3 protein-coding genes are annotated in these 5,357 nt (G+C 59.9%); 2 read left to right on the forward strand and 1 reads right to left on the reverse strand.

The annotated features are described in order from the left end of the window. Together H5U08_RS09365 and H5U08_RS09370 are read left to right on the forward strand one after the other, a co-directional pair. Nucleotides 1-1,219: rhamnogalacturonan lyase (locus H5U08_RS09365; protein ID WP_297032404.1), on the forward strand; the 1,219-nt coding region annotated here is incomplete at its 5' end. Nucleotides 1,220-1,373: 154 nt separating this feature from the next. Beyond that, nucleotides 1,374-3,074: a trypsin-like peptidase domain-containing protein gene (locus H5U08_RS09370; protein WP_297032405.1), complete on the forward strand. Its 1,701-nt coding sequence runs from the start codon at nt 1,374-1,376 to the stop codon at nt 3,072-3,074. 73 nt (nt 3,075-3,147) lie between these two features. Here the strand turns inward: H5U08_RS09370 and H5U08_RS09375 are convergent. Continuing rightward, on the reverse strand, nt 3,148-5,357 hold a 2,210-nt coding region (locus H5U08_RS09375; protein WP_297032407.1), incomplete at its 5' end, for a beta-L-arabinofuranosidase domain-containing protein.

Here is a 5,357-nt window from a genome sequence, read left to right on the forward strand (position 1 = left end):
CGGGCGTGCGGAAGTTGTTAGCCGAACCACCGACGGCACCGTGGACGGAGTGGGGCATGTGATCGGGTCTCCTACCGCCCGCTATCGCAACAGCGAGGGACTCATCCTCACAGGACCCGAGTATCTGACCGTCTTCGAAGGGCAAACCGGACGCGCCATCACGACCGTCCCCTACGTACCGCCGCGAGGTCGTGTCCAAGATTGGGGCGACGATTACGGCAATCGCTCCGACCGATTTCTCGCTTGCGTCGCCTATCTTGACGGCGAGCATCCCAGCGTGGTCATGTGTCGGGGATACTACACCCGGACTGTCCTGGCGGCCTGGAACTATCGCAATCAGCGACTTCAACTGATTTGGGTTTTCGACAGTGACGCGGGCCCGGCGTCTAATCGCGCTTATCGGGGTCAGGGCAACCACAATTTGGCCGTCGCGGACGTGGACGGCGACGGCTGTGACGAAATTATCTACGGTGCCTGCACTATCGATCATAACGGCGAGGGGCTTTATTCGACGGGCCTGGGACACGGCGACGCCCTCCATGTGACGGACATTGATCCCGACAGGCCAGGACTCGAGGTCTTCGGAATCCACGAACGTCCTTCCCACCCCTATGGGGCGAATCTGCGCGACGCTGCGACGGGCAAAATCTTGTGGGGATTGGCTTCGCCTGATGTAGCCCGCGGGCTGGCACTGGACATCGACCCGCGCTACCGTGGTCTGGAATGCTGGGCCATCGGTCAGGGACTCCAGGGACTGTACAATTGTCGAGGTGAACGCATTGCGCAACGTGCTCCACGATCATGCAACATGGGTGTGTGGTGGGATGGCGATCTGCTCCGAGAACTCCTCAGCGGCACCCGCATTGAAAAGTGGATCCCTGAAACCGAAAGCACGGTGACACTTCTCGACACAGCCCAGTACGGATGCGCGTCGAATAACGGGACAAAGGCCAATCCCTGTCTCTGTGCAGATATCCTTGGCGATTGGCGGGAGGAAATCCTATGGCGAACAAGTGACGGTCGCGCTCTGTATCTTTTCACAACCCCCGAACCCACCAAATATCGGTTTGTGACACTCATGCACGATCCCGTGTATCGGCTGGCCGTCGCGTGGCAAAACGTGGGCTACAATCAACCGGCTCACCCGGGATTTTACCTGGGAGAAGGCATGGAGCCACCAAAACGGCCGTCGATACGGCTCGTCAAAGCCCGGCCATAATCCAGGCGGACCCTTCATTCTTCGTCCCGGAAGCTCCCACAACCACGTCGCGGGCCGGGATTTCCTTGTTGCTTCGGAACAACGGTCTGTGAACAATAGGGGAAAACGTCGAGCTTATAGCGCGTCCATTCATCGGGACAGGAGTGACAGCGTTATGATGGGATCTCACCTTCTCGTTCTCTCTCGCCGCTATTCGAGCTTACTCCCACGAGTGTGGCTGGCCGTAGTACTTTTTGCGATGACAGTCTCTCCGCCGGTTCAGGTTGCCGTTTTGGCTGGGGCGGAACCTGCCATTCCGGTGGCCGAGGCTCCCAAAGATGTCGGCCAGTTACGGGGCCTGCAAAAGCAAGTGGCAGAATTGATTGAAAAGCTCAAACCATGCATCGTCTGCGTGCGGATCGGTAACACGCAGGGGAGCGGGGTGATCGTGACCGAGGACGGCTATGTCCTCACCGCCGGCCATGTGGTGGGCGAACCGCACCAGAGCTGCGAACTCATATTCGCTGACGGAAAGCGTGTCAAAGGGGAAACCCTGGGACGGTATCAGGATGCCGACGCCGGACTCATCAAAATCACCGAGGCCGGCCCGTGGCCCCACACTGAAATGGGGGTGAGCAAAGAACTGTCCGAAGGAGCGTGGGTGGTAGCGCTGGGCCATCCACTGGGTTACATGTCGGGGAGGCCGCCCGTTGCCCGATTGGGCCGGGTTCTTCGCAATCGGGACACCTTCATTCGCACGGACTGCCCCCTGGTGGGTGGAGATTCCGGTGGGCCCCTGGTGGATTTGACGGGCAAGGTGGTGGGCATTCACAGCAGAATTGCCGGTCCCACCACGATGAATTATCACGTTCCCGTGGACGTCTTCCGGTCCAACTGGGATCGCCTGGTCAAGGGAGAAATCTGGCAGGATCCCATGCCCGGCCGGGATAGCGAAGAAGTCAAACGGGTTGTTGCAGATGTTATCCGGCCGGAAGTTCGGGCGTGCGTCGTCATGGTGCGGTGCAATGGCCGCGACACAGTCCTGGGGACTGTGGTGGGCCCCGATGGCTGGATCCTCACGAAAGCCAGCGAACTGAAATCCCCCATCACCTGCAAACTTTCCGACGATCGAGAGCTCCCCGCTGAAATTGTGGGAATTTCGGAAGAGCACGACCTGGCCATGCTCAAGGTCGAAGCACGCCATTTGCCTGCCATCCCATGGGCTCGTTCTGTCGATTGCCAGCCGGGCTACTGGATGATCTCGGTCGGATTTCACCAGGATGTTCCGCTGGCCATCGGGATCGTGGGTGCTCCCGCGAGGCGGATTCCACCTCAACCCGGAATTTTGGGCGTCACGCTGGAGGACACCGAGGCTGGTCCTCGGATCACGCGGGTGATGGAGCAGTCGGCGGCCGCGGCGGCGGGAATTGAAGAAGGCGACATTGTGCTGGAAGTGGACGGGAAACCCACCCCCAAAACCACGGATGTCATCGAGGCGATTCGCCGCCATCGTCCTGGCGACACCGTCAAGCTCAAATTGCGGCGCGGTGACCAAACCCTGGAAGTCACCGCCACCCTCAAACAGTTGGATTCGCCAAGCCAGCGGCGGCGGGAGATGCAAAACCGCTCCGACGTCGGCCTGAGCCGCCGGGCAGACGATTTTCCGCGGGTCATCCAGCATGACGGCGTGGTCCCGCCCCAGCTCTGCGGCGGACCGGTGGTCGATATCGACGGTCGGGTCGTCGGCATCAACATTGCGCGGGCAGGCCGGACGGAGACTTACGCCATTCCCACAGACACGCTCCTGGGGTTGATGTACGATCTGATGTCAGGCAAGCTACGACCGGCGTCCGAGAACGCATCGGAAAGCAATTAGTCACGACTGAACCAGGCTTTTCCTCGCGATCCCAGACCACCGCGTCTGCGCGCCCATTGGCGGCGGATCCATCTTACCGCGCTTCGACGACCTGCCATTCCAGAATTCCACCCGACCAGTTGGGTTGCAGTTGGACCTCCAGCCGCAGGCCGGTCGTCTCCACCGGTTCAAATTGAACTTCGCTCCAGCCATTTTTGACCACGGGAAGAGTGCCTTGAATATTCACCGGGAGCCATGCCTCCCCTTTTCGGTAGAGAATTCGCCAACTGGCAGGCAGGCGGCAGTGCCCGCCACGGGGTTCGTCGTCGAACCAGTACACGCGGACCCCCTTCACAGCCACGGGCTTTTCCCAATCATACTGGACCCACTCCTGAGTGCCCCGATGATCCCACCAGGTAAACCGCGGGATTGAATGATCATTGGAATCCTTTGGTTCCATCCCGTCGTTGAGGGCCTCTACCGAATCATATCTCCAACAGTGAGAGGCAGAAGGCCGAGCCACTTCGGCGGCGGTGAGCGCCTCGTCTCCGGTGAGACTGGCTGGGTCTAGCGGCCGATACAGCTTGCCTTCCCAACTCGGGTCGTTGGGGTCGGGATGACGGGGTTTGCCCGCCTGCCGTACCCACACCACCATGGGCCCCGGATCGCGGTGATCCCACAGGTGATAGGGCACGAAGGTCAGTCGGCGACCGTCCGCTGCCGTGCCTTTGATCACCACGATTCCGCCCAGAAGGTCCGGCCGAAATTGGGTCTCAAACTGCGGATCCCTGGCCAGCACTGCGGACCGGACATCGAAACCGTTGTCCACGGCTTCCAGACAATAGACGATGGGGCCTCGCTGCACCGCCACGCGTCCTCGATCGGCCAGTACTTTGGGATGAGCCTCGATGCGCTCGACCGGCATCGCCAAATTGAGCGTCACCTTATCGTCGGCTTTCCACTTCCTGTGAATGACATAATAGCCCCGATCGAGATTGCTCACATTCACCGGGGTGGCCGCCTCATCATCGACGGCCACCGTGGCCTCTCGGCACCAGGAGGGAATCCGCAACCGCAGTATCCACTCCGCCTCCGCAGGCGGGGAGATAGTCAGTTCAACACGGCCGTCCCAGGGGTATTGCGTTTTCTGCCGAATGTTGACCGGTTGAGGAAGTCCCAGGTCAATTTTTGCCTCACTGCCAATGTACAGGTTGACGAATAACTCAGCGGGGTGATCACCCTGGGCAGGTCGAACCGCATAGACATAGCCAGGCACCGAGGGAATGAGGCGCACCACGTTGGTCGGGCAGCAAGCACAACCGAAGAAAGGCTGCCGATGATGATCCCCGGCGGAAGCCAGCGGATTGACGTAGAAGAAATGTTCGCCATCCAGCGCTACCCCCGAGAGCACACCGTTGTACAGCGTTCTCTCCAGAACGTCAGCATATTGGGCATCGCCGTGCATCAGCCCCAGGCGATACGCCCATAACACAAGTCCGATCGCAGCGCAGGTCTCGCAATAGGCGGACTCATTGGGCAGTTCATACGCCTCACCGAACGCCTCCCCTTCATGGCGTGCCCCAATTCCTCCGGTAATGTACATCTTGCGGAGAGTGACGTCCTTCCAGATGCGGTCCATCGCCGCCATCAGTTCGGGATCCCCGGTGTACGCCGCGACGTCCGCCACTCCCGAGTAAAGATACATCGCGCGGACGGCGTGCCCAACAATCTCGCTCTGCTGCCGAACAGGGAGATGATCCTGACAATACGGGCCGTAGGATTGCCGGTGCCTGGTATCGCCGCGTTCGTCAATGAAAAACTTGGCCAGATCCAGATATCGCTTTTCGCCAGTCACCTCATAGAGTTTGACGAGCGCCAGCTCGATTTCCTCATGGCCGGGCACACCGTACTTCTTTCCCGGACCAAAAATGCTGTCAATGTGGTCCGCCAGCTTGATGGCCACGTCCAGAAACGTCCGCTTGCCTGTGGCGCGATAATGGGCGACAGCCGCCTCAAAAAGATGACCGGCACAATACAGCTCGTGCATGACCGGCAGGTTGGTCCATCGTTTGTCGAGGCCGGTGAGTGTGTAATACGTGTTGAGATAGCCGTCCGGCCGTTGGGCCGCTGCGATCAACCCGATGATCCGGTCCACCTCTTTTTCCAACTGCGGATCCGGTTGCTGCGCCAGGGCATAGGAGGCCCCTTCCAGGACCTTATAAACGTCCGAGTCGTTGAAATAGATGCCTTCAAATTTTCCCTCCATGAGTCCGGCAGCCTTGGCGAAGTTGGAAATCCGCCCGG

The sequence above is a fragment of the Thermogutta sp. genome, assembly GCF_014359955.1.
Taxonomy (GTDB): domain Bacteria; phylum Planctomycetota; class Planctomycetia; order Pirellulales; family Thermoguttaceae; genus Thermogutta.